The sequence below is a fragment of the Streptomyces sp. NPDC056061 genome (assembly GCF_042266885.1).
Classification (GTDB): Bacteria; Actinomycetota; Actinomycetes; order Streptomycetales; family Streptomycetaceae; genus Streptomyces.
Genome location: NZ_JBHJWQ010000006.1, coordinates 57,021 through 81,991 on the forward strand (window position 1 = coordinate 57,021; position 24,971 = coordinate 81,991).

The following is a 24,971-nucleotide window of genomic DNA, read 5'->3' on the forward strand; positions in this document are numbered from 1 at the left end:
GGGGTCAGGCCAGTCGGCGGGCGCCCGCCGAGGGCACCGCCGGGAAGATCCCCGGCTCCGCGTGCCCGGCCGCGGCGAACGCCGCCCGCACCGCCCCGGCGACCGCGTCCGCCCGTGCCTCGTCCACCAGCACGATCGCCGAGCCGCCGAAGCCGCCGCCGGTCATCCGGGCGCCGAGCGCCCCGGCCTCGCCCGCCGACGACACCACGAGGTCCAGTTCCGGGCAGGAGACCCGCAGATCGTCGCGGAGCGAGACGTGTCCCGCGTCGAGGACCGGGCCCACCGCGCGCACGTCGCCCGCGTCGAGCAGGGCGATGACCTGCCTCACCCGTTCGTTGTCGCCGACCACATGGCGCACGTAGCGCACCACGGACTCGTCCGCGCCGGACGCGGCCAGCGCCTCCAGGGCCGTTCCGAGCCCCGGGAACGGCAGGTCGCGCAGCGTGCGCAGGCCGAGCGCGGCGGCCCCCGCCTCGCAGCCGGCCCTCCGCTCGGCGTACGCCCCGTCGCCCAGCGCGTGCTTGACCCGGGTGTCGACCACCAGCAGCCGCAGTCCGTGCGCGGAGAGGTCGAAGGGGACCTGGCGCTGGGTGAGGTCCCGGGTGTCGAGGTACAGGGCGTGACCGTCGGTGCAGCAGGCGGAGGCCATCTGGTCCATGATTCCGCACGGCACGCCGACGAACGCGTTCTCGGCGCGCTGCCCGATCACCGCCAGCTCCGGTGCCGGGAGCCCGAGTCCGAAGAGGTCGTTCAGGGCGAGTGCGGTGACGACCTCCAGGGCGGCGGAGGAGGAGAGTCCGGCGCCGGTGGGCACGGTGGAGGTCAGCTGGATGTCCGCCCCGCTGACCGGGTGGCCGGCCTCGCGCAGCGCCCAGACGACACCCGCCGGGTAGGCGGCCCAGCCGTGCCCCTGGTGCGGGGCCAGTTCGTCGATCCGGAGCCGGACGACACCGCCCGGCACGTCGGAGGAGTGGAGCCGCAGTTCGCCGTCGGTGCGGCGGGCGACGGCGGCGCGCGCGGTGTGCGGCAGCGCGAGCGGCATCACGAAGCCGTCGTTGAAGTCGGTGTACTCGCCGATCAGGTTGACCCGCCCGGGGGCCGCCCAGACACCCTCGGGGGCGCTGCCGTACAGGGCGGTGAAGGCGTCGGCCGGTTCCCGGGTGGCGTCGGCCGGGTCGCCGGTGGGGACGGCGGCCGGATCGCTGTGCTCGGTCATGGGGCGGTGGGCTCCTCTCGGCGGGCGAACGCCCAGGCGTCGGTGACGATTCCGGCGAGGTCGGCGCGCGACGGCGTCCAGCCGAGCCGCTCCCTTGCGGTGGCCGCGGAGGCGACCAGCACGGCGGGATCACCGGCGCGGCGCGGGGCGGCGGTCTCGGGGACGGGGTGGCCGGTGACCTCGCGGACGGTCTCGATGACCTCGCGGACCGAGAAGCCGTTGCCGTTGCCGAGGTTGCAGATCAGATGCTCGCCCGGGGTCGCCGCGTCCAGGGCGAGCAGGTGGGCCTCGGCGAGGTCGGCGACGTGGATGTAGTCGCGGACGCAGGTGCCGTCGGGGGTCGGGTAGTCGTCGCCGTACACCGCGACGGACTCCCGGCGGCCGAGGGCGACCTGGAGGACGAGCGGGATGAGGTGCGACTCGGGGTCGTGCCGCTCCCCGCACCTGCCGTAGGCCCCGGCCACGTTGAAGTAGCGCAGCGAGACGGCGGCCAGGCCGTGCGCCTTCGCCTCGCCGGTGATCATGTGGTCGACGGCGAGCTTGGTGGCGCCGTAGGGGCTGGTGGGCGCGGTCGCGTCGGACTCGGTGATGGGGCTGGTGGCCGGTTCGCCGTAGGTCGCGGCGGTGGAGGAGAAGACCAGGGTCCGCACCCCGGCGTCCCGCATCGCGGCGAGCAGTTCGAGGGAGCCTGCGACGTTGTTCGTCCAGTACTTCTCCGGGTTGGTGACGGACTCGCCGACCTGCGAGTACGCGGCGAAGTGCAGCACCCCGTCGTAGGAGGGGTCGAGCCACTTCGCGGCGTCCTGGACGCGGCCCTCGACGAACTGTGCCCCGGCCGGGACGCCCTCCCGGAAACCGGTCGACAGGTCGTCGAGGACGGTGACCGCGTGACCGGCCTCCAGCAGGTGCTGGGCGACCACGCTGCCGACGTATCCCGCGCCGCCCGTGACCAGGTACTTCTTCTGGGGCTTGCTCACTCGCTCGCTACCTCTCGCAGTCGCTGGGCCGCGGCCTCCGGCGGCACATCGTTGATGAACACGTTCATGCCGGATTCGGAACCAGCGAGGAACTTCAGCTTGCCGGAGGTGCGTCGGATGGTGAAGAGCTCCAGATGGAGCCCGAAGTCCTCCCTGCCGGGGGCCTCGAACGGGGCCTGGTGCCAGGCCGCGATGTACGGGGTCGGCGGCTCGCCGGGCCCGAAGATCCGGTCGAATCGCCTCAAGAGTTCCAGATAGACCTGTGGGAATTCCGTGCGCGCGGCGTCGTCGAGTTCCCGCAGGTCGGGGACGCGGCGGCGGGGGTGGATGTGCACCTCGTACGGCCAGTGGGCGGCGTGCGGGACGAAGACGATCCAGTGCTCCCCGGCCAGGACGACCCGCGAGCCGTCGGCCTCCTCGCGGGCCACCACGTCGTCGAAGAGGTTGCGGCCGGTCGCGGCGCGGTGGGCGGCGGTCGAGCGCAGCATCAGTTCGGTGCGCGGGGTGACGAAGGGGTACGCGTAGATCTGCCCGTGCGGATGTCCGAGCGTGACACCGATCTCGGCGCCCCGGTTCTCGAAGCAGAACACCTGCTTCACCTGCGGGAGTCCGGCGAGCTCGGTGGTGCGGTCGGTCCAGGCCGCCAGGACCAGTGCCGCCTGCTCCTCGGTGAGGTCGGCGAAGGACGCGTCGTGGTCGGAGGTGAAACAGACGACCTCGCAGCGGCCGGAGTCACCGGCGAGCGAGGGGAAGCGGTTCTCGAAGACGGCCACCTCGTAGTCCGCCTCGGGTATCTCGCTCAGCCTGCCGTCCCGCGAGGGGCAGAGCGGGCACTCGTCGGCCGGCGGGTGGTAGGTGCGGCCCTGCCGGTGCGAGGCGATGGCGACGCTGTCGCCGAGAAACGGGTCCCGGCGGATCTCGGACGAGGTCGAGACGGCGTCGAGGGGCCGCCGGTCCACGGCGTCGCGCACGACGTCGTCACGACGGTCGTAGTAGAGCAGTTCCCGGCCGTCGGCGAGCGTCGTAACCGTCTTCTTCACCAGACTCCTCCAAACAGAATCAAACATAATGAACCACAAGCCAACAGGTGCGTCAATGGCGGCTCCGTGCGTCCGGGCCGGTTCCCGGGTGTGTGAACGGTGATGTGCGGGTGCGCGGGCGTGCGAGTGGGCAGCGGGACGCGCGGGTGCGAAAGAGACGAAGGAAGTGAGCGGGTACACCGGAATGCGCCGGAGTGCGGTGGGGTGCGGTGGAGCGATCGGAGTGCGGCGCCGCACTCGCACCGGAGTGCGCCGGTGTACCGGGGGTGTGCCCGTGGCACGGGGCAGACACGTGCCGGGCGGGAACGGGGCGGGGACAAGGCGGGAACGGGGCGGGAACAGCGCGGTGCGACACCGGACGAGGGCATGTCCGTGCCGGTCGGCGCCGTGTCGGTCGGCGCCGTGCCAGTCGGCGCCGTGTCAGTCGGCGTCGTGTCGGCCCGTATCGGTGCCGGTCGACCGTATTGGTGCCTGTCGGCCTGTAGCGGTCCGCGGCGGCCGACGCGGCCCGCACCGGTCCACGGACGGCTGTCCGCGTCAGGTCACAGCCGTTTGCGTCAGTGCGCGGCCGTCTGCGTCGGGGCTTGCCGGGGTGCCGGGCCGGGGGCGGACGCGGCCCGGTCCAGGAGTCCGGTGCGGGCCGCGAGTGCCGCGGCCTCCAGCCGGGAGCCGACGCCTAACTTCATCAGTACGCGCTGCACGTGCGTGCGTGCGGTGCTCGACGCGATCCGCATCCCGGCCGCGATCAGCCGAGTGTCCTCGCCCTCGGCGACCCGGACCAGCACCTCGGCCTCGCGCGGGGTGAGCATCCGGAGCAGCCGTTGCCCTTCGTCGTCCGGGGCGGCGGACGGATCGAGCAGCTCGGCGAAGGCGACCTGGAGCAGTTGGGGCGACGCCGCGGCCTCCCCGGCACGTGCCCTGCTCATCGCCCGCTCGACGCCCTCCATGCGCTCGTCGTGGCGGACGTACCCCGCGGCGCCCGCCGCGAAGGCCGCGGCGATCCCGCGCGGACTGGGTACGGGGCCGAGCACCACCACCGCCACCTGGGGGCGCTCCCGCCGGATGCGCGCGATCGGGTCGAAGACGCCGGGTTCGGCGGGCGCGGCGGTGCCGAACAGGCAGACCTCGGGAGCCCTGCTGATCACCAGTTCGGCCGCGCCCGCGGTCGGCGCCGCCGCGGCGAGCACCCGGTGGCCCCGCAGCTTCAGCGCCGAGGCGAGCGCCTCGGCAAGCAGTCGGTGATCGTCGATCACCATGAGCCGCACACCCATCGAGCACACCCCCGTAGCGGTGGTGCCAGACCCCCCGGCCCACCATGACCCGGCAAGCTACACGCTCGGCCGATGCCGCGGACGCGTTATCGGCCAAAGGCGCACCCGTTCAAAACGGCGCCCGTTCAAACCCGTTCAAACCCGTTCAAAGGGGTGCCCGTTCAACGGTGCACGCGTTCCGATACGCGTGCGGGGGCGGGGCCGCCGGGCGGACCCCACCCCCGCACCTGCGCGGTGGTCGCTCGTGCTGCCGCGTCACTCCCTGCCGAAGCTGACGAACAGACGTCGGCTGGTGTCCAGGCTGCCGTGGGGCTTGCTCACCATGGTGCTGGACAGGTACAGGTGCCCGTCGTTGTAACGGAACTCCGAGTAGTCCGGAGTGAAGCCGGTCTCCACGGCACGGACGGTCCTGTCGGCCGGGTTCTCCATCAGGACGGTCTGCTTGAACGTTCCGCCGTCGATGGAGACGATCTGGCCGCCCTTGTCGTAGGGAGGGGTCCGGTACGCGATGATGTTGCCGCCGTCCATGCGCAGCGGGAACATCTTGTAGCGGTCGCCCGCGTCGGCCCGGTCGCTGGTCGGCTTGCCCGTGGTGAGGTCGAACGAGACGATCTCGTTGGTGTCGCCGTACTCCCCGGTGCCCTCGTGGCCCTCGGTCGGCAGGTAGATGCGGTTGTTGCCGACCGCCAGCTGGCCGCAGCTCTCGACCACGGTGGACTTGCAGCGTGCGGCGTACTTGTCGGCGTCCGCCGCGATCCTGGTGAGCAGCTTGCCGGTGGAGGCGTCGATCGAGAAGAAGTCCGAGATGCCGCTGCCGTCCCCGGCGGTGTCGCCGACGTCGGCCGCGACGACCAGCGGCTTGGTGGAGACGATGTTCGCGTAGTCGACGCCGGGCGGCATCTTGTACGAGGAGATCGGGGCGCCGTCGGCCGGGTTCAGGGCCTGGATGACGAGCTGCTGGTCGTCGTACTTTCCACAGGCGCGGACCACGGCGAGCGCCTCGCCGCCGCCGTAGCCGCGGTCGGAACAGCCGTCGGTGCTGGCCTTCGGCTTCCACAGCTCGGCGCCGGTGTTCAGGTTGAAGGCGGCGCCGCCCTCGTTCCCGCCCGCGGCGACCGTGGTGCCGCTGACCGTGACCTCCTCGAACCTGACCGGTGCGTCGCCGCTGGTGACGGCGGTCACGGACTTGCTCCACATCAGCTTGCCGGTGCTCAGGTCCAGCGCGCCGATCTGGTTGCACGGCTGGTACTTCTTGGCCTTGGTGGGCTTGCCCTCTTCGAAGGCGATGGCCGTCTTGTAGTCGGCGGTCATGTGCCGGGAGGCGGCGCAGAGCTGCCCCGCGAGCGGTATGGACCAGAGTTTGGTGCCCTTGACCGCGTCGTAGCCGACGATCTCGTTGATGCCGGTCTTGACGTACGCCTTGTCGGTCAGCCAGGAGCCGGAGACCGTGGTGACCTCGGTGACCTTCGGCATCGGCAGCTGGAAGGCGACCTTGGACGCGGGGTTGTCCGGTGCCTTCTCCTTGCCGGCGCCGTCGGGCGCACTGCCCTTGCCGCTGTCCTTGCCGTCGGAGGTGCCGCCGCTGGACTGGGCGGCCTCGTCCTTCTTGTCGTCACCGCCGCTGCCGGCGTACCAGATGCCCGCGCCGACGATCAGCACCACGGCGACCGCGGCGGCGACGATGATCTGCATCTGGGTGCCGAACTTCTTGCCGCCGTTCCCGTTCCCGTTCTGCTGCGGCGGGTACTGCTGCTGCATCGGGGCGGTCGGGTAGCCGTAGCCCTGCTGCGGCGGCTGACCGGGCGGCATGGCGTGCGGGAAGCCGTAGCCCTGCTGCGGCGGCTGACCCGGCGGCAGCCCCTGCGGCGCGCCGTAGCCCTGCGGCGGGTAGCCGTAGCCGGGCTGGGGCGGCTGCCCCTGCGGCGGGTAGCCGTAGCCCGGCTGGGGCGGCTGCTGACCCGGCTGCGGGTTGCCGTAACCGGGCTGCGTGGGCTGACCCTGCGGCGGCTGGCCCTGCGGGTTGCCCTGGGCCGGGCCCGGCTGCTGCGACGGGCCCGCCGGCGGGGTGGCGTCGGCGGGCGGCGGGGTCGGGGCCCCGAAACCGCCCTGGGGCGGATCCTGCGGGGCGCCGAACCCACCCGGTGGCGGATCCTGCGGGGCACCGAAACCGCCCTGGGGCGGTTCGTTGGACGGCTGGGGCGGCTGCGTCATGGCGTACGTACCTCGGGGGAAAGGGAGGGAAAAGGAGTGTCGGTGGGTCGGTCGGGGCCGACGGCGGGTACGGATACCGGCCCGCCACCGGTCATGATCCGGCGGGCGCCGGAGGCCCGATGCCTCCGGCGCCCTCGTGGACCGTCAGTTGCCGAAGGCCATCATGGTCTTCGTCTCCAGCTCTTCCTTGTCGTTGCTCGCGCTGACCCGGCCGCTCGCGATGACGCAGCGGCCGTTCGCGTAGAGGACCTTCGAGTTGTAGAAGGTGCTCTCGATCTGGGACGTCGACACCGGGTGCTGCAACAGCATCTTCGGCGCGCCGCCGGTCGGGGCGAGCGTGGCGATCCCGCCGCCCTTGTTGTATCCGGCCTCCACGTAGAGCAGCACGTCGGAACCCTCCATGCGGAGCGGCTTCACGATGCGCTCGGCCGGGGCCGCGGCCTTCCACTTGGTCCTGCCGGTGTTCAGGTCGAACGCCACGACCTTGTTCGTACGGGCGAGGCCGCTGGAGTCCGAGGCGGTCGCCATGTAGAACGTGTTCGCGTCCGCGGCGACACCGGTGCAGCCGTCCAGGGACTTGCCGAAGATGGCGAAGGTGCTGCCGCAGTCCGGCGCGAACTTGTCGTCCTTGTCGCTGTTGAGTCCGGAGCGGAGCGTGCCGTTCTCCCTGAGGGAAAGGATGCTCCACTCCTTTTCCTTCTTCAGCGAGACGACCAGCGGGTTCACCGAGTAGACCCGGTCGACCTCCCAGCCCCGCTTCGGCTGGTACGTCCACCGGGGCTTCCCGGTCACCGGGTCGAGTTCCTGGATCTGCTGCTGCGGATTCTCGATGTCGTCGGTACGGCAGTTGGAGGCGGCGATCAGCTTCGCCCCTCCGGCGAAGGCGAACGGCTGGCAGTTGCCCGGCTGCTTGCCGAACAGCTCCTTCCCGTCGCTGATCCGGAAGGCGTTGGAGTTGCCGGTACGGCCGACGGTGACCGTGTCGCCGCTGATGGCGAGCGAGATGTCCGACATCAGGTCCCAGATGCCGTTCTTCTTGATCGACTTCTTCCAGCCCACCTTGCCGGTCTTGAGGTCGATCATCTGGAGGTCCGAGCAGTCCGCCTTGCTGGTGGTGCCGTTCTTGACCCCGATGACGATCTTGCCGTCGGTGGTGGTCTGCGCGGGTGCGGCGCACAGATCGGCGGGCAGCTGCACGCTCCACTTCGGCTTGCCGTCGGCCAGGGAGTAGCCGGATATCCCGCGGTACATGCCCTTGACGACCATGTCGCCGACGAGCCAGGGGCCGTACACGCTCGAACCGTTGCGCGGCAGGTCGATGTCGTTCTTCGTCAGCCAGAGGACCTTCGCCTCGCCCTCGCGGCGTCCGGCGTTGAGGTCCTCGTCGACGTCGCGGCCGTCGCCGTCGCCACTGCCCTGGTCCGCGGAGGCCGAACCGCTCGGCTTGGCGTCCTCGCTCTTCCCCACGACGGGCTTCTTGTCGTCGTCGCCCCCGTTCACGGCGAAGAAGACACCGGTGCCGATCACCAGGAGCGCGGCGGCCGCGGCACCGATGATCAGCGCGGGCTTGCGCTTGGCCCCGCCCCCGCCCTGACCGTCCGGGACCGGGACGCCGGGGTATTGCTGCGGGTAGCCGTAACCGGGCTGCGCGGGCTGGCCGTACGGGCCCGGCTGCTGGCCGTAGGGACCCGGCTGCTGGTTGTACGGTCCGGGCTGCTGCCCGTAGGGGCCGGGCTGCTGCTGGTACGGGCCCGGCTGCTGCCCGTAGGGACCCGGCTGCTGGTTGTACGGTCCGGGCTGCTGGCCCGACTGCTGCGGGTAGCCGTAGCCGGGGGCCTGGCCCGGCGCCTGACCCGGCTGCTGCGGGTAGCCGTAACCGGGCTGTGCGGACGGCGGAGCCTGCGGGGGAGGCGGGGTCTGCGGCGGGGTCTGCGGCGCCGACGGGGCCTTCGAGAACGAGGGTGCCTGCGGCGGCTGCGCGGGCGGCGGACCCTGGGGCGACGGCGGCTGAGGACTCCCCTGCGGCGGTTCCTGTGGCGCGCCGAAGCCCCCCTGCGGCGGTTGCTGGCTGGGCGGCTGGCTCATCAGCACGTCCCCCTTCGTGCGGTCCGGTGCCCGTTCCGGTCTCCCCCGCGATTCCGAGGCGCACAGAGAGTCCGACAAGACCCCCTGAACTCCACAGAAAGGAGCGAATCGGGCATGGATCCCGCGGTGTTACGACAGTCGAGCGGGGCTTCTTTGTACCACCCGCAACACCTCGGCCACCGGATCGGTCCACCCCCTGTTCCCAAGGGAGAACCGCCCCGTGATGCCCTCGTTACGCCTCGGACGGCCCTCCGGACACGTCCCGCGACACCGGCCGACCGGCCCCCTCACCACCGGCCGACCATGTTCCGGACCGTCAGTTCCCGAAGCCCGCCATCGACTTCATGAACATCTCCGCCTCGTTGTCACCGCTGGTCGTCGCCTGCACGAGGAAGCTGCGAGCGTCCCGGTAGGCGACCCGGGAATCGGCGAAGTCCCGTTCGGCGTCGACCGCCGCTCGTGCCGTACCAGATCCCGGCACCTGCCGGCAGCGCGACCGCGACCGCGACCGCGACCGCGCCTGCGACGACCGCGCCGCGCCTGCCCCGGAAGACCCCGCCGCCCCGGACTGCGGCGGGGACTGCGGCGGGGGGCCGTACCCGCCACACGGCGAGTGGCCCGGGAAGGACAGGCGTCGGGGCGTCCGACGGTCAGGCGTCCTCGGCCAGTTCCAGCCAGCGCATCTCCAACTCATCGCGTTCCGCGACGAGTTCCCGCAGTTCGGCGTCGAGCTCGGCCACCTTCTCGAAGTCGGTGGCGTGTTCCGCGATCTGGGCGTGCAGTGCGGTCTCGCGCGTCGACACCTTGTCGAGCTGCCGCTCCACCTTCTGCAGTTCCTTCTTCGCCGCGCGGGCGGCCTGCGGGGAGAGCGCCGCAGCCGGGGCGGCGGCCCGCTCCTCCGCCTGGACGGGGGCGGCGGAGGGGGTCGCCGCCTCCTCCATCCGCCGCCTGCGCTCCAGGTACTCGTCGATGCCGCGCGGCAGCATCCGCAGCGTGCGGTCGCCGAGCAGGGCCATCACCCGGTCCGTGGTCCGCTCGACGAAGAACCGGTCGTGCGAGATCACGATCATCGATCCGGGCCAGCCGTCGAGGAGGTCCTCCAGCTGGGTCAGGGTCTCGATGTCGAGGTCGTTGGTGGGCTCGTCGAGGAAGAGGACGTTCGGCTCGTCCATCAGCAGGCGCAGGATCTGGAGCCGTCGCCGCTCGCCGCCGGAGAGGTCGCCGACCGGGGTCCACTGCTTCTCCTTGGTGAACCCGAACTTCTCGCAGAGCTGCCCGGCGGTCATCTCCCGGCCCTTGCCCAGGTCGACCCGGTCCCGCACCTGCTGCACGGCCTCCAGCACCCGCAGGTTCGGGTCGAGTTCGCGCACCTCCTGGGAGAGGTAGGCGAGCCTGACGGTCTTGCCGACGACGATCCGCCCGGCGGTGGGCTGGATGTCGCCCTCCGTGCGGGCCGCCTCGGCGAGGGCCCGCAGCAGCGAGGTCTTGCCCGCGCCGTTGACGCCGACCAGGCCGATCCGGTCGCCGGGGCCGAGCTGCCAGGTGAGGTGTTCGAGCAGGGTCTTCGTACCCGCCCGGACGGTCACGTCCTCCAGGTCGAAGACGGTCTTGCCGAGCCGGGCGCCGGCGAACTTCATCAGTTCGCTGGTGTCGCGCGGCGGCGGGACGTCGGCGATGAGTTCGTTGGCCGCCTCGATGCGGTAGCGCGGCTTGGAGGTGCGGGCCGGGGCGCCGCGGCGCAGCCAGGCCAGCTCCTTGCGCATCAGGTTCTGCCGCTTGGTCTCCTCGGTCGCGGCGATCCGCTCCCGTTCCGCGCGCGCGAAGACGTAGTCGCTGTAGCCGCCCTCGTACTCGTGGACGGCGCCGCGCTGGACGTCCCACATGCGGGTGCAGACCTGGTCGAGGAACCACCGGTCGTGGGTGACGCAGACGAGCGCCGAACGGCGGGCCCGCAGATGCCCTGCGAGCCAGGAGATGCCCTCGACGTCGAGATGGTTGGTGGGCTCGTCGAGGACGATCAGGTCCTGCTCCGCGATGAGCAGCTTGGCCAGCGCGATCCGGCGTCGCTCACCACCGGAGAGCGGGGCGATGACGGTGTCCAGGCCGTGCTCGAAGCCGGGCAGGGCGAGCCCGCCGAAGAGGCCGGTGAGCACGTCGCGGATCTTGGCGCTGCCCGCCCATTCGTGGTCGGCGAGATCGCCGATCACCTCGTGGCGGATGGTCGCCTGCGGGTCGAGCGAATCGTGCTGGGTGAGCACGCCCAGGCGCAGTCCGCCGCTGTGGGTGACGCGTCCGCTGTCCGCCTCCTCCAGCCTGGCGAGCATCCGGATGAGGGTCGTCTTGCCGTCGCCGTTGCGGCCCACGACACCGATCCGGTCCCCCTCGGACACTCCGAGGGACACACCGTCGAGCAGGGCACGGGTGCCGTACACCTTGCTTGCCTGCTCGACATTGATCAGATTGACGGCCATTTCACTCCTGCCCCGGGGACTCGATCGGCTTCCCAGGGTACGGGGCCGGGGCGGTGCGCCGTCCGTGTGCCCTTGCCTCCCCCGGACCCTCGACGCCGTCGTCGGCGATCGCGAGGGAGTCCGGTCGCCGCTCGCCGCCGCCCTTACAGTCGGTGAACGGCCGGGGTCTCGATCGGAAGATGTCCGGCCGTTCAAGGGGCGGAAACTCAGGAATTCAGGGGCTCAGGAACTATGGGGAAGTCGATCGGCCACGACTCCGTACGGAGTGCCGTACGGAGTGCCGTACGAAGACCGTGGCGGCAGGCGGTGGCAGGGGCGTTGCTCGCGACGGCCGTGCTGACGGGCTGCTCGTCGGGATCGCAGGATCCGGGCGCATTGCCTGCACCGGCATCGGGCAAGGGCTCCGGGGACGCGAGGCCGGCCGGCGAGCTGGCGGAGCAGACGGAGGCGGGCGCGGGGGCGGAGGCGGGGGCGGCCGGGAAGGTCGCCGCGAAGGGCGGCACGGTCGGCGGTTCCGGTTCGGCCTGCCCGCTGCCCGTCGCCTTCGACCTCGCGGCGTCCTGGAAACCGAAGGCTGTCGACGTCGCCCCGGACTCCGAGCTCGCCGCCGCGCTGGGGGTGCGGGGCGGCACCACCATGGCCTGCGAGATCGATGCGAAGCCTGCCGGGCACATCGGTTTTCTGCGGGTCTGGCAGGGCGAGAAATCGGACCGGACACCGCGCCAGGTCCTGGAAGCCTTCGTGGCCGACGAGCCCGGGGCCGAGAAGATCACGTACACCGAGGGCAGGGCCGGTGACCTGCCCTCGACCGAGGCCGCGTACACGGTCGTCAGCGAGGTTCTGGACGGGCCCAAGAAGGAACGGGCCTTCGCCGTCGCCACCCCGGACGGGCCGGTCGTGATCCATCTGGGCGGGCTGGACGCGCAGGAGCACGAGGCGATGCTCCCGGCGTACGAGCTGGCGAGGAAGACCCTGCGACTGGGCTGACGGCCCGCCGCGGAGCCCGGGGCCCCGCCGAGCCCCGGGGCCACTCGGAGCCTGGGCACCTCCGAGCCCGGGGCGTGCCGCGGGCCCCGGGGCCGGTTCGGATCAGTTCAGTACGGTGGCGCCCGGTGCCGGGGACACCGCGATCCGGGCGTCGCGGCAGGTCCCCGAGGCGATCAGGGCCTCGGCCACCTTCCGTGCCGACTCCTCGTCCGCCACCAGGAACGCGGTGGTCGGCCCGGAGCCCGAGACGAGAGCGGCCGACGCACCGGCCGCGGTGCCCGCGGCGAGGGTGTCGGCGAGTGCGGGACGCAGGGAGAGCGCTGCGGGCTGGAGGTCGTTGCTCAGGGCGTCCGCGAGGGCGGCGGCATCACCGGTCCGCAGCGCGTCCAGGAGCGCGGGGGACGCGGCAGGGGCCGGGACGTCCGTGCCGGCGGTGAGACGGTCGAATTCGCCGTAGACGGCCGGGGTGGAGAGCCCGCCGTCGGCGACCGCGAAGACCCAGTGGAAGGTGCCGCCGACCTCGACGGGCGTCAGCCGTTCGCCCCGGCCGACGCCGAGGGCGCCGCCGCCGACCAGGCTGAACGGGACGTCGCTGCCCAGTTCGGCGCAGATGGCGAGGAGCTCGTCGCGCCCGGCATCGGTGGACCAGAGGGTGTCGCAGGCGAGCAGCGCGGCGGCGCCGTCGGCGCTGCCGCCCGCCATGCCGCCCGCGACGGGGATGTCCTTGGCGATGTGGATGTGCACGTCGGGTGCGATGCCGCGCCGTTCGGCGAGGGCGATCGCGGCGCGTGCGGCGAGGTTCGTCCCGTCCAGGGGGACCTTCGCCGCGTCCGGGCCGGTGCAGGTGACGCGCAGCCGGTCGGAGGGGGTGACGGTGACCTCGTCGTACAGGCCGACGGCGAGGAAGACGTTGGCGAGGTCGTGGAAGCCGTCGGGGCGTGCGGCGCCGACGGCGAGCTGGACGTTGACCTTGGCGGGTACGCGTACGGTGACGCTCACTCGGCGCTCCGGGAGGACTGGTGCTCGGCGGTTTCGGAGGACTGGCGTTCGGCGGTCCCGGCCGGGGTGGGCCCGGCGGTCGCGGATGTCGAAGGATCGGCGGGCCGGTCGGCGTCGGCGGGGCTCTCGGCCGCCCGGCCGGGCTTGTGCTCGGCGATGGCGGCGAACTCCTCGACCGTCAGGCCCTCGCCGCGTGCCTGCGGCGAGATTCCCGCCGCGACCAGGGCGGCTTCGGCGGCGGACGCGGAGCCGGCCCAGCCGGCCAGGGCCGCCCGCAGTGTCTTGCGCCGCTGGGCGAAGGCCGCGTCGACGACGGCGAAGACCTCGGTCCGGCTCGCGCCGGTCGTGACCGGTTCGGTGCGGCGGACCAGCGAGACCAGACCGGAGTCGACGTTCGGGGCGGGCCAGAAGACGTTGCGGCCGATCGACCCGGCGCGCTTGACGTCCGCGTACCAGTTGGCCTTCACCGACGGGACGCCGTAGACCTTGTTGCCGGGCCGGGCGGCGAGCCGGTCGGCGACCTCGGCCTGGACCATCACGAGGGTCCGCTCGATGGACGGGAACCGTTCCAGCATGGTCAGCAGCACCGGCACCGCGACGTTGTACGGCAGGTTGGCGACCAGTGCGGTCGGCGCCGGGCCCGGCAGCTCCCGGACCAGCATCGCGTCGGAGTGCACCAGGGCGAACCGGTCGGCGCGCTCCGGCATCCGGGCGGCGACCGTGCTCGGCAGGGCCGCCGCCAGCACGTCGTCGATCTCGACGGCGACGACCCGGTCCGCCGCCTCCAGCAGCGCCAGCGTCAGCGAGCCGAGCCCCGGGCCGACCTCGACGACGACGTCGTCCGGGCGGACCTCCGCCGTGCGCACGATCCGGCGGACCGTGTTGGCGTCGATGACGAAGTTCTGGCCGCGCTGCTTCGTCGGGCGTACGCCCAGGGCGGCCGCCAGCTCGCGGATGTCTGCGGGGCCCAGGAGGGCGTCGGGCTCAGTGGTGCTCACCCGGTAAGCGTAACGACCCGGGGAGCAGGAGGCAGCGGGCTCCCGACGCCCCGCGACTCCGCCCCGGACGCGAAGCCGCACGACGCCGCTCACCGTTCCGCCTCGATGCGCTCCCTCTTGCTCCCCGGGTCGTGAGGCGCTTCGCCGTGCACGCCCGACGACCGGCCGCCGTCAGCAGCCGAAGGCGCGCACAGTGGGTGTCCCGTGTCGACGACCCGCCGCCGTCAGCAGTCGCAGGCGCGCACCGGGGTGTCCCGTGTCGGCGACCGGCGACCGGCCACCGTCAATAGTCGAAGGCGCGCGCGGTGTTGTCGGCGACGGCCTCGGCGAGGGTGTCCTCGTCGAGGCCCTTCACCTCCGCCATGGCCCGCAGCGTGACCGGGACGAGGTAGGGCGCGTTCGGCCTGCCCCGGTACGGGGCGGGGGTCAGGAAGGGCGCGTCCGTCTCGACGAGGACCAGCTCCGTCGGGGCGACCGCGAGCACGTCGCGCAGCGGCTGGGCGTTCTTGAAGGTGACGTTGCCGGCGAAGGACATGAAGTACCCGGCGTCCGCGCAGATCCGGGCCATGTCGGCGTCGCCGGAGTAGCAGTGGAACACGGTCCGCTCCGGCGCGCCCGCGTCCGCGAGGATGCGCAGCACGTCGGCGTGGGCCTCGCGGTCGTGGATGACGAGCGCCTTGCCGTGCCGCTTGGCGATCTCGATGTGCGCCCGGAACGACTCCTCCTGGGCGGCCATGCCCTCCGGGCCGGTGCGGAAGCGGTCGAGCCCGGTCTCGCCGACCCCGCGTACGTGGTCGAGCGCGGCGAGTGCGTCGATCTCGGCGAGCGCCTCGTGCAGCGCGGCCGTCCCGCCGCCCTGCCGCACCCCCTGCCGCGACCGGCCCTCCGGGTCCCCGTGCACGATGCGTGGCGCCTCGTTGGGGTGGAGGGCGACCGCCGCGTGCACGTTCGGGTGCGCGGCGGCTGTCTCGGCGGCCCACCGCGAACCGGCCACGTCGCAGCCCACCTGGACCACGGTGGTCACGTTGACCGCGGCGGCCCTGGCCAGGCCCTCCTCGACGGTGCCGTCCTGCATGTCCAGGTGGGTGTGCGAATCGGCGACCGGTACCCGGAGGGGTTCGGGCAGCGGCGGGGCTTCGGTACGGCTCATGCCGACGATCGTACGAGGGCGGCGCCGGGCGCCCGCGCGTGGCCGAGCCGCGGGCGGGAGGGGGCGCTGCTTGCGCTGCTCGGGGGCGGGGGCGCTACTTGCGGTGGAAGGGATGCAGCAGGTCGGACAGGTGCCAGTGGCGCTCCGCCCCCGTGGACGCGGCGGTCGCGGCCGCGGCCCCGTCCTCCCGGGGGGTGACGTTCCCGGCCGCCGACGGGTCCGGCTGGGTGTGGCGGAGGAGCTGCTGAACTGTCGACACCCGGCCGGCGCGCATGATCCGGACCACGTGGCCGCCGCAGTTCGTGCAGGTGGGCCTGGAAAGGGGTGACGGCACCCGTTCCCCGTCCGCCTTGTAGATGATGAAGGGGTTGTGGGAACCGTCGACGTGATGCTCTATCTCGTATGCCTGTTCCCAGCCGTATCCGCACCTCATGCAGGCGAAGGCATATGCCTCGTGCACGGTGGTTGCTGCGATCTCACTCATGCCTGCTCCTTTGTCCGCCGGACAAGCACTCCGGAGAGTGCGTCCCCGAACCAGTGGACGCCCGCACCGGCGGGAGCGCATCAGGCCCTGTCGAGTGTTGGAGCGTTTTTGGCCTTCTCGTGGCAGAAAGGCCGCCTACGCGACTCGCGCTTTCCTTTTTTCACGATAGTCCTTTGCATTACGCGGGGCCGGTCCACAGCGTTGCGGGCCCACGCGGGGCCGGACCGCGGCATCGCGCGGCTACGGCGCCGCTGGTCCGCACGGCCCCGGCCCACGGCATCGCGGGTCTACGCGGGCTTGGTCCGCGCCGCGTTCTTCGCCGCCACGACCGCGTCGAAGACCTCACGCTTGGGCAGTCCCGCCGCCGCGGCGACGGCGGCGATCGCCTCCTTGCGCCGCTCCCCCGCCTCCTCGCGCACCCGCACCCTGCGCACCAGCTCCTCGGCGTCGAGTTCCTCCGGGCCGGTGTCGGCGGCGCCCTCGACGACGACGGTGATCTCGCCGCGCACGCCTTCCGCGGCCCAGGCCGCCAGTTCACCCAGCGGGCCGCGCTTCACCTCCTCGTACGTCTTGGTCAGCTCCCGGCACACGGCCGCCCTGCGGTCGGCGCCGAAGACCTCGGCCATCGCCGCGAGGGTGTCGTCGAGCCGGTGCGGGGCCTCGAAGAAGACCATGGTGCGCCGCTCGTCGGCGACCTCCCGGAGCCTGCCGAGCCGCTCGCCCGCCTTGCGCGGCAGGAAGCCCTCGAAGCAGAACCGGTCCACGGGCAGCGCGGACAGGGCGAGTGCGGTGAGCACCGCGGACGGGCCGGGCACCGCGGTGACCCTGATGCCCTGCTCCACGGCCGCGGCGACGAGCCGGTAGCCGGGGTCGGAGACGGACGGCATCCCGGCGTCCGTGACCAGCAGCACGCGGGCGCCACCGGACAGCGCCTCGACGAGTTCGGGGGTACGGGCCGACTCGTTGCCCTCGAAGTAGGAGACGACCCGTCCCGTGGTGTGGATGCCGAGCGCCTGGGTCAGGCGGCGCAGCCGTCGGGTGTCCTCGGCGGCGACGACGTCGGCCGACTCCAGCTCGGCGGCGAGCCGGGGCGGGGCGTCCGCCACGTCCCCGATGGGGGTTCCCGCGAGTACCAGCGTTCCAGTCATTCCAGTCGTTCCAGTCACATGAGTCATCCTCGCAGCACCGGCGACAGCGCCCGCACGGGCGCGTTCCCTACGATGGCGCGGTGACGAGTACTGCGCCCGAGGCCCGGCCGGGCCAAGACGCCGGGAATCCGCACGGCGAGGAGCCGCCCGCGTGGCAGCGGCGGCTGCGCCGCTTCGGCCATGTGCCACGGCCCGGGATCGGGCTGCGCGAGCGGCTTGTCCCGCCGTACACCCGGCCCGGCGCCCAGCTGTGGTCGGTGCTCGGAGTGTCCCCGGGCATGGCCGACCGCCTGGTGCGCTGGTCCGCGTGGGGCGGGCCGCTGCTGGTGGCACTGGTCGCCGGGGTGCTGCGGTTCTGGAAGCTGGGCAGCCCGCACGCGCTGATATTCGACGAGACGTACTACGCCAAGGACTCCTGGGCCCTGGTCAACCAGGGCTACGAGGGGAACTGGCCCAAGGACGTCGACAAGCTGATCCTCGCCGACCCGTCGCAGGTGCCCGTCCCGGCCGACCCGGGCTATGTGGTGCACCCGCCGGTCGGCAAGTGGATCATCGGGTTCGGCGAGCAGCTCTTCGGCTTCACGCCGTTCGGCTGGCGGTTCATGGTCGCGGTGCTCGGCACGCTGTCGGTGCTGATGCTGTGCCGGATCGGGCGGCGGCTGTTCCGTTCGACGTTCCTGGGATGCCTGGCGGGCACGCTGCTGGCCGTCGATGGTCTGCACTTCGTGATGAGCCGCACCGCGCTGCTCGACCTGGTGCTGATGTTCTTCGTGGTGGCGGCGTTCGGCGCGCTGCTGATCGACCGCGACTGGGCGCGGCGCAGACTCTCCGCCGCGCTGCCGGTGGACGAGGAGGGGGTGCTGCGCCCGGACGCCGAGGTCGCGGAGCACCTGCGGCTCGGGCTGCGTCCGTGGCGGCTGGTCGCCGGCCTGATGCTGGGGCTGGCCTTCGCCACCAAGTGGAACGGCCTGTACACCCTCGTCGCCTTCGGTCTGATGACGGTGCTGTGGGACGTGGGCGCACGGCGCACGGCGGGCGCGGTGCGCCCGTACGCGGCGGTGCTGAGGCGGGACCTGCTGCCGGCCTTCGTCTCGACGGTCCCGGTCGCGATCGGCACCTATCTCGCCTCCTGGACCGGCTGGATCGTCACCGGCCGCGGCTACTACCGCGACTGGGCCGAGGGCGACGGCAGCGGCGGCAACTGGACCTGGCTGCCGGACTGGCTGCGCAGCCTGTGGCACTACGAGTACCAGGTCTACGAATTCCACGTGAACCTGACCTCCGGCCACACCTACCAGTCCAATCCGTGGAGCTGGATCGTGCTCGGCCGGCCGGTCTCGTACTTCTGGGCCGAGGAACCGGGCTGCGCGGCCTCGGCGACCGGCAAGTGCTCCCGCGAGGTGCTGGCCATCGGTACGCCGCTGCTGTGGTGGGCAGCGTGCTTCGCCCTGGTGTACGTGCTGTGGCGGTGGATCTTCCGGCGCGACTGGCGGGCCGGGGCGATCGCCTGCGGCGTCGCGGCGGGCTGGCTGCCCTGGTTCCTGTACCAGGAGCGGACGATCTTCCTGTTCTACGCGGTGGTGTTCGTGCCGTTCCTGTGTCTGGCGGTGACGATGATGATCGGCGCGATGCTGGGCCCGGCGGCCGGCACGGGCCCGGCCCGGGAGATCGGTCTGATGACCGGCGACCCGTCCGGCGAGCGCAGACGCACGCTCGGCGCGGTCGCGGCGGGCGTCCTGGTCCTGCTGATCGTCTGGAACTTCATCTACTTCTGGCCGATCTACACGGGCACCCCGATCCCGGACGATGCCTGGCGCGAACGGATGTGGCTGGACACCTGGATCTAGCTGGGCAGGAACCACCGAGGGGCCGCGGTCGACTGCGGCCCCTCGGTGGTTGTCGGCCTTCCTCGGTGCCGGGGCGCATGTCGAAAGCGCCGACGGGCCGGGCGGGGGCGATGCCGCGTCCGACCCGTCCGTTTTCCGCTAGAGGTCGAGTTGGTACTGGTGTGTCGTGTGCGTGGGCGTGTAGCCGAGACCGTCGTTGATCTGTCTCATGTGTGTGTTGTCGCTCGCGGTGTCGGCCAGAAGGCCACCGAGCTCCGGATACCGCTCGTGGGCCTGCCGGATCGACTCGGCCTTCATCCATCGGCCGAGGCCGTGCCCGCGGTGCTCGGGCAGCACACCGGTGCCGTAGTGCTGGCCGTCACCCGTTCCGTTGCCGGGGACGACGAGTTCGGTGAACCCGGCGATCGTGCCGTCGGAGGCGGTGACGGCGACGACGGTGTGCAGCCGATCGCCCCGCTGCTCGACGGCCCTCGCAACGGCCCGGACCCGGTCCACGTCCCAGAACATCGTGCCGTAGTCGGTGTCGCCCATGGGCATGTCGTCCATCGCACGGCGTGAGGCGGCGAACGTCCGGGCGAGGCCGTCGGGGACGGTTCCCTGCCATGACACCAGCCGGTAGCCGGGATGCGGACGCTCGATGATCTCGGCGAGGGCGGCGGTGCGCACGTCGGCCAGGGGGCAATCGGGAGAACCTCAGGGTGAGGACCTTGCGGAAGCCGTGTGCCGTCAGGAAGGTGTCGCCGGGCGAGCCGGCATCGGCCTGCGCGGTGACGCAACGACGGGCTTCGTCCCGGGCCGCGGCCACGGCGGCGTCGAGGAGCCGGGAACCGACGCGCTTGCGGCGCTCCGCGGGGTGTACCTGGAGGGTCAGTTCGGCAAGGTGCTCCTGTCCGGGATCGGTGAACAGGCGCAGAAAGGCCGTCCCGACAGGGATGGCATCGGCGTCGGACGCCAGCCACGCGTGACGTCTGCTGTACGGCCTGTGGGCGGGGTCGGTCAGTGGGGTGATGCGAATCGACAAGGTGTCTCCGTCGTGGGGAGGGGGCAAAGGCCGGTACGCGGGCTCAACTGCTGGGCACTCCTGCGCATGTGCTCCACACCTCCTCGTCGACAGCGCCGGTCCGGAACGACGCGGACGGCCCACCGCCCCTCGGCAAAGGGATATCGAAAGGCCGGTAGGCGTGTGGTCACGGCATTGACGGCTGTCCCGTCGTCCGCGGCGGATCGGCGCGCGGCGTCGGCTGTGATGCGTCCCAGGGCAGAGGGGAGCCCGGATACGGAATTCCGGATGCGTGCGAGCGTTCCGACGACGCGGCGAGGAATGCCTTCCCTGCCCGAGGCAACCGAGAACTCGGGGAATCGGCCGTCGCCGCGCGCCCACCAGCGATTACGGGAAAGTTCGGGGAGATCGCCTCACCTCGCCCCGACCGCCTTCGGATCCCGAAGTCGATCACTGTGGGCTATTGCCCCGGGAAGGCATTTCCTGCCAGTCATCTGGTATGCGGCCACGCCTGCACACTTCCCACAGAAGCGGGCAGTGCGACTACCTGACCGGGTGTAGCCTTCCAACAGGCGTGCAGCGCCCAGTAGTCGGCTGGATGCACCATCAGGGGGATGGGTGGGGGAAGAGCTACAGCCACGCAGGCACAAGGAAAAGGCTGTGCGTGAGGCGCTGGAGGACATCATGGCGTCAGGCGGATGGGAACTGCGCTCGGGCGGCCACTGGGGTCTCCTCACGTGCTCGTCCGGGTGTCATCGCCTCTCGGTGAACGGAACCCCCCGGGTCCCCGAGAGGCACGCCCGTGACCTGGTACGCGAAGCCAGGACCTGCCCTCTGCCGGATGGCGACCCTCGCAGCGTGAAGCGCCCGTCAGAGTGAGAAGCGCTTGACGAGGCGCTAGGTGGGTATCGTACTGTTGACGGGTGTCAACAGGTTGCATCGCTGACCTGAGTGGGGGAACAACGATGAAAACCTATGTTCTGAAGTTTGAAGCACCACTGCCGCGCGACACGTCGGCACTTGAGTCCGAATTCTATGACCACTTCGACGGCCTGCTGGCGGAGTCTTTCGGGCGACTTCTGATAACCGTATACATGGAGGGCCATCAAAATGGCGCCATGGCTGCGAAGTGTGCCGCATTCGAAATCGACAAGAATCTCGACGTCATGGTGACGCGGATTGATCGCGATCTGGTGGATGCGGCCGAAATAGCTCGACGCATGGACCGCAGCAGGGAAAGCGTCCGCCAACTGATTCAAGGCGAGCGCCGCAAAGGCGAGCCATTCCCCACCCCCGTTGGCTCGCCCAACGGAAAGAAGATTTGGGAATGGTCCACCGTGAACGAATGGCTGCGCTCCAATGTACCCGGAGCGGGCGATCCCGAATATGGCCTCACGCGTGACGAGATGGCGATTGTCGACAACTGGCTGCTGCGCTGGGGAACCCTGTCGCGCGATCAGCATGTCGGGCTGGAGTTCTATGAGATCACGGCCCCTGTAGCCCTCCGCGAAGAGCTCCACGTTCGCTCCAGTCGCGTCTCTGAGGCATGGGTGGCTTCCTGGAATCGCGGGAGCCGAGTCGTGAGAAGCGAACCGTTTTCCACAGTCAAGAACTGCTAGGAGCAATGGTGGCTTTCACGATCAAGAACTCTGGCGAGCTGCATCGGCTGGCCGCACCTGTCGTTGCCTGTGCCCAACTTGTCGACGTCAGGACTTTCCTGCTTCATGCAGAAGTTCTGAACGTGGAGGCATCTGGCGAGCTCCAGGAAATCAAGTCGCTGGAGACGACGATGGGCATAGGCCGAGAAAAGGGAAATCTGACGTACCATTTCGAGCATGAAATCGTGCTTCAAGGTACGCAGGGCAAGGATGCGGTGAAGCTGCAAGTACACCTGGGTACCCTTTTCGAATTCCCTGATGAGAGTGATCCGGGTGGGGACGTGACAGAAGAAAGTCTCGTCGCCTTTGGCCAGACAGCAGCTCAGCTCGCGGTGCACCCCTACTTGCGTGTTGCGGTTTCCGACCTAACCGCTCGCTTGGGTTGCCCGCCTGTCACTCTTGCGCTCTTGAAGCGCTGAGCGGTCAACGTATCGGTGCACGGAGGTCGGCGGGGCAGGATGCAGAGGCAGTACGCCGACCGGCAACTCTGTCAGGCTGTGAACCTGCCCGGAATGCAAACGAGCGGCCTCTGGGCTCGCTCGCTGTGGGACCCGAACCGGGAGATGGCCAAAGCTGCGGCGCCGATCGTCCCCGACGCAGTGGATTTCTCCCCACCAACGGTCTTTCCCGCATTCCGACCGCACGGGAAACCGCCGGGAGGCCGCAGTCGTCAGCTGCGGCCTCCCGGCCGTTTCCCGGCGATCTCCCAGTGATTCTCCGGCGGATTCCCGATGATTTCCCGGGCGGGCCCTCGACTGGGGCACGGCCTTGATTCGGGCACGGCCCGGAAGACCGGCCTCCGTCGTACGCTGAGGACCGCACGTGAGGCACGTGAGGCGCAGGAGGCCGACATGTCCGAGGTGACCGCCGAGTTGGCCGAAGTGATGGTCGAACTCGCCGCGCTCGACGACCCGAGGACGCGCGCGGTGAACGAGAGACACGGCGACGACCACGGTGTGAACCTCGGCAAGCTGCGCGCGCTCGCGAAGCGGCTGAAGACGCAGCATGAACTCGCGTCCGGGCTCTGGAAGACGGAGGACTCCGCGGCGCGGCTGCTGGCGATCCTGATCTGCCGCCCGAAGGCGTTCACGCGCGACGAGTTGGACGGCATGGTGCGCGGGACGCGCACGCCCAAGGTGCACGACTGGCTCGTGAACTACGTGGTGAAGAAGAGCCCGCACTCCGAGGAGCTGCGCCTCTCCTGGTCCGCCGATCCCGATCCGGTGGTCGCGAGCGCCGGGTGGGCGCTGACCGCCGAACGCGTGGCGAAGAAGCCGGAGAGCCTCGACCTCCCGGGCCTGCTCGATGTCATCGAGGCGGAGATGAGGGACGCCCCGCCCCGCCTCCAGTGGGAGATGAACCACTGCCTCGCCCGGATCGGGATCGAGCGCGCCGAGCACCGTGCCCGTGCGATCGGCATCGGGGAACGCCTGGAGGTCCTCAAGGACTACCCGACCTCCCCGGGCTGCACGTCCCCGTTCGCTCCCGTCTGGATCACCGAGATGGTGCGTCGACAGCAGGACGCGTAGGACCGCCCGCCTCCCCCGGACCCCCGGCCTCCGGGACCCCGGCCCGACCCGGCCCGGAACCGGCTCACCCGGTGTGTCAGGGCGCACACATCCCGTTCCGATAACGACGGTCCCGGCCTTCGGCGGGGTCACGTAGTGTGCCGAGCGACATCCTCTTGAACACGTTCAAGAGGAACTCCTGGGGAGGGGACTGCACGTATGCGCAGTGGAGCAAAGGTCGCGATAGTCGGCGGGGTGTTCGCGGTCGTGGCCGGCGGGGTGGGCTACGGGGCGTACAACGTCCTGGGCGCGCTGAGGGACGGCAGCAGTGGCGGCTCGGGGAGCACGTCCGCCTCCGCCGAGGTGAAGACGGGCCCGGTCACCAAGGCCGAGATCGACGACGTGTCGAAGAGGTTCCTGGACGCCTGGGCCAAGGGCGAGGCCGCCGTCGCCTCGCAGCTCACGAACAACGCGGCCGAGGCCGAACCGGCCCTCGCCGGATACCAGGAGGAGGCCCACGTCACCGAGGCGGTGATCACTCCGGGCCCCGCGGTCGGCACGAAGGTGCCGTACACGGTGAAGGCGACGGTGTCGTTCGGGGGGAAGTCCAAGCCCTGGTCGTACTCCTCCGAACTGACCGTGGTGCGCGGCCTGACCACCGGCAGGCCCCTTGTCGACTGGGCCCCCACGGTGATCCATCCGGAGCTGAAGCCCGGCGCGAAACTGCGGACGGGCGAGGCGTCGACGCCCGCGATCGAGGCCCTCGACCACAACGGCAAGGTACTCACCAAGGAGAAGTACCCGTCCCTGGGCACGGTCCTGGACGCCCTGCGCGAGAAGTACGGGCAGAAGGCGGGCGGCAGCGCGGGCATCGAGACCGTGATCGAGAGCGCGGACGCGGGCAGCCCGGACAAGAGCCTGCTCGTCCTCAGCAAGGGCAAGCCCGGCACCTTGCGGACCACGCTGGACGCGGGCGCACAGGCCGCGGCCGAGACGGCGGTCAGGAAGTTCAGCCAGGCGTCCGTGGTCGCGATCAGGCCGTCCACGGGCGCGATCCGCGCGGTCGCCAACAACCCGGCCACCGGCTTCAACGCCGCACTCCAGGGCACGCAGGCCCCCGGCTCGACGCTGAAGATCATGACGGCGGCGATGCTGATCGAGAAGGGTTTCGCCTCGGCGAACCAGAAGATCGAATGCCCGCCCACCGTGACGTACATGGGGCGCACCTTCAAGAACCTGGACGGCTTCTCCATCGCCGACGGGACCCTGACCACCAGCTTCGCCCGGTCCTGCAACACCGCCTTCATCAAGCAGATCGACGAGGTGGACGACGACTCGGCGCTCGCCGAGGAGGCGCGCGATGTCTTCGGCATCGGGCTGAACTGGCAGACCGGCGTGGTGACCGTCGACGGCAAGGTGCCGGAGGCCACCGGCGGTGAGGCTGCCGCGCAGTACATCGGTCAGGGCACGGTCCAGATGAACGCGCTCAACGTGGCGTCCATCACCGCCACCGCACGGACCGGCACCTTCCGTCAGCCGGTCATCGTCGACCCGGACCTCGACGGCAGGCCCATCGCCACCGCCGCCCGGTCGCTGCCCCCGTCCGTCTCCCAGCAGCTCACCAACATGATGCGCCAGACGGCAAGTTGGGGCACCGGCAAGGCGGCGATGGCCTCGGTCGGCGGCGACAAGGGCGCCAAGACGGGCTCCGCCGAGGTGGACGGCCAGGCCACGTCCAACAGCTGGTTCACCGGCTTCAGCAACGATCTGGCCGCCGCGTCGGTCGTCCAGGCCGGCGGCCACGGCGGCGACGCGGCGGGCCCGGTGGTGGCGGCGGTGCTCCGCGCGGGCTCCTGAGCACGCGGAACGGGCGGCCGGGGCCGGGACTGCACCTGGGCCGTGCCACAACACCCCCGGCCCG

20 protein-coding genes and 1 pseudogene are annotated in these 24,971 nt (G+C 71.2%); 6 read left to right on the forward strand and 15 right to left on the reverse strand.

Translation table 11 applies throughout. The annotated features are described in order from the left end of the window. Window positions 1-4 precede the first annotated feature (4 nt). The 8 genes from galK to ACFC79_RS11865 form a co-directional block, all read right to left on the reverse strand. Entirely contained in the window at window positions 5-1,216 is a 1,212-nt protein-coding gene (galK, locus tag ACFC79_RS11830) for a galactokinase (protein WP_376238413.1), read from the reverse strand. Beyond that, complete coding sequence (galE, locus tag ACFC79_RS11835) at window positions 1,213-2,193, reverse strand: UDP-glucose 4-epimerase GalE (RefSeq protein WP_376238415.1); 981 nt, start codon at window positions 2,191-2,193, stop codon at window positions 1,213-1,215. Before galE ends, galK begins: the two co-directional genes overlap by 4 nt. Next, entirely contained in the window at window positions 2,190-3,233 is a 1,044-nt protein-coding gene (galT, locus tag ACFC79_RS11840; RefSeq protein ID WP_376238418.1) for a galactose-1-phosphate uridylyltransferase, read from the reverse strand. The genes galE and galT overlap by 4 nt, the downstream gene beginning before the upstream one ends. A 557-nt stretch (window positions 3,234-3,790) precedes the next feature. Beyond that, window positions 3,791-4,504, reverse strand: coding sequence for a response regulator transcription factor (locus ACFC79_RS11845; RefSeq protein ID WP_376238421.1), 714 nt, complete (start codon window positions 4,502-4,504; stop codon window positions 3,791-3,793). 255 nt (window positions 4,505-4,759) lie between these two features. Continuing rightward, a complete protein-coding gene (locus ACFC79_RS11850; protein ID WP_376238423.1) occupies window positions 4,760-6,715 on the reverse strand; it encodes a PQQ-binding-like beta-propeller repeat protein in 1,956 nt (651 codons plus the stop codon). 144 nt (window positions 6,716-6,859) lie between these two features. Further along, on the reverse strand, window positions 6,860-8,800 hold the full coding sequence (locus ACFC79_RS11855; protein WP_376238426.1) for a PQQ-binding-like beta-propeller repeat protein: 1,941 nt from the start codon (window positions 8,798-8,800) through the stop codon (window positions 6,860-6,862). Window positions 8,801-9,116: 316 nt separating this feature from the next. Further along, window positions 9,117-9,281 carry a hypothetical protein gene (locus ACFC79_RS11860; RefSeq protein ID WP_376238429.1) on the reverse strand — a complete coding sequence of 55 codons (165 nt, stop codon included), beginning with the start codon at window positions 9,279-9,281 and terminating at the stop codon, window positions 9,117-9,119. Window positions 9,282-9,450: 169 nt separating this feature from the next. Further along, window positions 9,451-11,271 carry an ABC-F family ATP-binding cassette domain-containing protein gene (locus tag ACFC79_RS11865; RefSeq protein WP_376238432.1) on the reverse strand — a complete coding sequence of 607 codons (1,821 nt, stop codon included), beginning with the start codon at window positions 11,269-11,271 and terminating at the stop codon, window positions 9,451-9,453. Between the two features lie 375 nt (window positions 11,272-11,646). Here ACFC79_RS11865 and ACFC79_RS11870 point away from each other — a divergent pair, with 375 nt between their 5' ends. Further along, window positions 11,647-12,258, forward strand: a complete 612-nt coding sequence (locus ACFC79_RS11870; protein WP_376238435.1) for a lipoprotein — start codon at window positions 11,647-11,649, stop codon at window positions 12,256-12,258. Window positions 12,259-12,360: 102 nt separating this feature from the next. Here ACFC79_RS11870 and ACFC79_RS11875 read toward each other — a convergent pair whose 3' ends face one another. The 5 genes from ACFC79_RS11875 to rsmI all read right to left on the reverse strand — a co-directional run bounded on the left by ACFC79_RS11875 (window position 12,361) and on the right by rsmI (window position 17,037). Further along, window positions 12,361-13,257 (reverse strand): 4-(cytidine 5'-diphospho)-2-C-methyl-D-erythritol kinase, encoded by an 897-nt coding sequence (locus ACFC79_RS11875; RefSeq protein ID WP_376238438.1) that lies wholly within the window; start codon window positions 13,255-13,257, stop codon window positions 12,361-12,363. Beyond that, window positions 13,254-14,255, reverse strand: coding sequence for a 16S rRNA (adenine(1518)-N(6)/adenine(1519)-N(6))-dimethyltransferase RsmA (gene rsmA, locus ACFC79_RS11880; RefSeq protein WP_376238440.1), 1,002 nt, complete (start codon window positions 14,253-14,255; stop codon window positions 13,254-13,256). The genes ACFC79_RS11875 and rsmA overlap by 4 nt, the downstream gene beginning before the upstream one ends. A gap of 283 nt (window positions 14,256-14,538) precedes the next feature. Beyond that, window positions 14,539-15,405, reverse strand: coding sequence for a TatD family hydrolase (locus ACFC79_RS11885; RefSeq protein WP_376238443.1), 867 nt, complete (start codon window positions 15,403-15,405; stop codon window positions 14,539-14,541). Between the two features lie 94 nt (window positions 15,406-15,499). Beyond that, window positions 15,500-15,889, reverse strand: a complete 390-nt coding sequence (locus ACFC79_RS11890; RefSeq protein ID WP_376238445.1) for a hypothetical protein — start codon at window positions 15,887-15,889, stop codon at window positions 15,500-15,502. 287 nt (window positions 15,890-16,176) lie between these two features. Further along, window positions 16,177-17,037, reverse strand: a complete 861-nt coding sequence (gene rsmI / locus ACFC79_RS11895; protein ID WP_376238448.1) for a 16S rRNA (cytidine(1402)-2'-O)-methyltransferase — start codon at window positions 17,035-17,037, stop codon at window positions 16,177-16,179. Window positions 17,038-17,117: 80 nt separating this feature from the next. On the opposite strand from rsmI, the gene ACFC79_RS11900 reads away from it, so the two are divergent. Then, complete coding sequence (locus ACFC79_RS11900; protein WP_376238450.1) at window positions 17,118-18,884, forward strand: dolichyl-phosphate-mannose--protein mannosyltransferase; 1,767 nt, start codon at window positions 17,118-17,120, stop codon at window positions 18,882-18,884. A 138-nt stretch (window positions 18,885-19,022) separates the two neighbouring features. Here the strand turns inward: ACFC79_RS11900 and ACFC79_RS11905 are convergent, their stop codons facing one another. Both ACFC79_RS11905 and ACFC79_RS11910 read right to left on the reverse strand, forming a co-directional pair. Then, on the reverse strand, window positions 19,023-19,550 hold the full coding sequence (locus ACFC79_RS11905) for a GNAT family N-acetyltransferase (protein WP_376238453.1): 528 nt from the start codon (window positions 19,548-19,550) through the stop codon (window positions 19,023-19,025). Window positions 19,551-19,653: 103 nt separating this feature from the next. After that, a pseudogene (locus ACFC79_RS11910) lies at window positions 19,654-20,265 on the reverse strand (GNAT family N-acetyltransferase); the annotation flags it as partial. Between the two features lie 584 nt (window positions 20,266-20,849). Between ACFC79_RS11910 and ACFC79_RS11915 the strand changes: the two are divergent. The 4 genes from ACFC79_RS11915 (at window position 20,850) to ACFC79_RS11930 (ending at window position 24,907) form a co-directional block, all read left to right on the forward strand. Then, window positions 20,850-21,503 carry a hypothetical protein gene (locus ACFC79_RS11915; protein ID WP_376238455.1) on the forward strand — a complete coding sequence of 218 codons (654 nt, stop codon included), beginning with the start codon at window positions 20,850-20,852 and terminating at the stop codon, window positions 21,501-21,503. Between the two features lie 8 nt (window positions 21,504-21,511). Further along, entirely contained in the window at window positions 21,512-21,961 is a 450-nt protein-coding gene (locus ACFC79_RS11920; protein WP_376238458.1) for a hypothetical protein, read from the forward strand. Window positions 21,962-22,393: 432 nt separating this feature from the next. Next, a complete protein-coding gene (locus ACFC79_RS11925) occupies window positions 22,394-23,071 on the forward strand; it encodes a DNA alkylation repair protein (protein ID WP_376238460.1) in 678 nt (225 codons plus the stop codon). Between the two features lie 198 nt (window positions 23,072-23,269). Beyond that, window positions 23,270-24,907: a penicillin-binding transpeptidase domain-containing protein gene (locus ACFC79_RS11930; RefSeq protein ID WP_376238463.1), complete on the forward strand. Its 1,638-nt coding sequence runs from the start codon at window positions 23,270-23,272 to the stop codon at window positions 24,905-24,907. The last annotated feature ends 64 nt before the right edge of the window (window positions 24,908-24,971 follow it).